This window comes from Shewanella sp. 10N.286.45.A1 (genome assembly GCF_041470405.1).
GTDB lineage: Bacteria > Pseudomonadota > Gammaproteobacteria > Enterobacterales > Shewanellaceae > Shewanella.
Map to the genome: position 1 here is coordinate 1 of NZ_JBFRMK010000165.1, position 1116 is coordinate 1116.

A 1116-nucleotide genomic window follows, 5' to 3' on the forward strand; every position below is an offset into this window, starting at 1 on the left:
AAGTGGTTGTTTATAAGTACCTTTAACCAGTATCTACGTAGCACTACATCACAAATATGCAAATTCTGACTTTCACTATCAGCAGAGTCAGTGGACTCACAGCAATATGCCTATTAAGGCATTGATTAAAAGGACATTTAAGGTTACCTTATTAGCGTTGGATTAACTAGGCTGACTGTTCTTATTCGGAATTCAGCCTAATATACTGTTAGGTTTTAAGGAAATCAATGAGTATTCAGCAAATTTCAAGAAATAAATTCGATTCTCTAAACATTGAAAAGGTGGGCTTTTTTCCAGAAAGAGCTTGGTTTGAGTCAACAGAAATGGATATCGCTGGAACTGTAATTAAAGACCCTATAGATAAAGATTGGTCTTATGTTGTTCTTGCAAAAGACGAAGATGATATATATCGATGTATAGAAAGTGAAGTAAGCCTAACTTCTCAAGCTGAAGCTGAAAGTAAGATTGTCTCAACTATGGTTGGGTTAAATGAGCAAGGTACTTTTAAAGAAAAACTGTATTCTGATTCAACAGAAACTCCTGATGAAGAAGAACAGGTTGTAATAACCACAATTGATACGCAAATAAAGACATACCTTAAGAAGCATCCTGAAAAAATGTATGATCTATCCCCAAGAAAATTTGAAGAATTGGTAGCCGCTATTTTAAAAGACATGGGATTCGATGTTGAGTTAACAAAAGCAACTAGAGACGGAGGACGAGATATCATTGCATACATTAAAAATTCAGTATGCAGTTATTTAACTCACATTGAATGTAAAAAATATGCTCCAGAAAATAAAGTTGGCGTTGGAATTATTAGAGAGGTTATGGGTGTTCATCAATTAAGGCAAGCAACAAAAAGTATTATAGTTACAACTGGTTTTTTCTCAAAAGATGCTGTTAAAGAAGCTAAAATGGCCGAGAACCATTTAGATCTTAAAGATTTTAACGACCTAAAATATTGGTTACAAAAGTACTAATTTTGTTTGGTGGTAAAAAACCTAACGTATAAGGATAGGCCGCGCGCAGCCGCGTCCTTATCCCAAGTGTTGAACAAGCCCGAGTGATACCTTTATATAGTTAATATCGACGTAAGAGTTTACGCTTTTTAGG

1 protein-coding gene is annotated in these 1116 nt (G+C 34.8%); it reads left to right on the plus strand.

The genetic code is table 11. The features are described 5' to 3' along the window. Positions 1 to 227: 227 nt before the first annotated feature. Complete coding sequence (locus AB4238_RS13235) at positions 228 to 983, plus strand: restriction endonuclease (RefSeq protein ID WP_372033854.1); 756 nt, start codon at positions 228 to 230, stop codon at positions 981 to 983. Positions 984 to 1116: the final 133 nt, after the last annotated feature.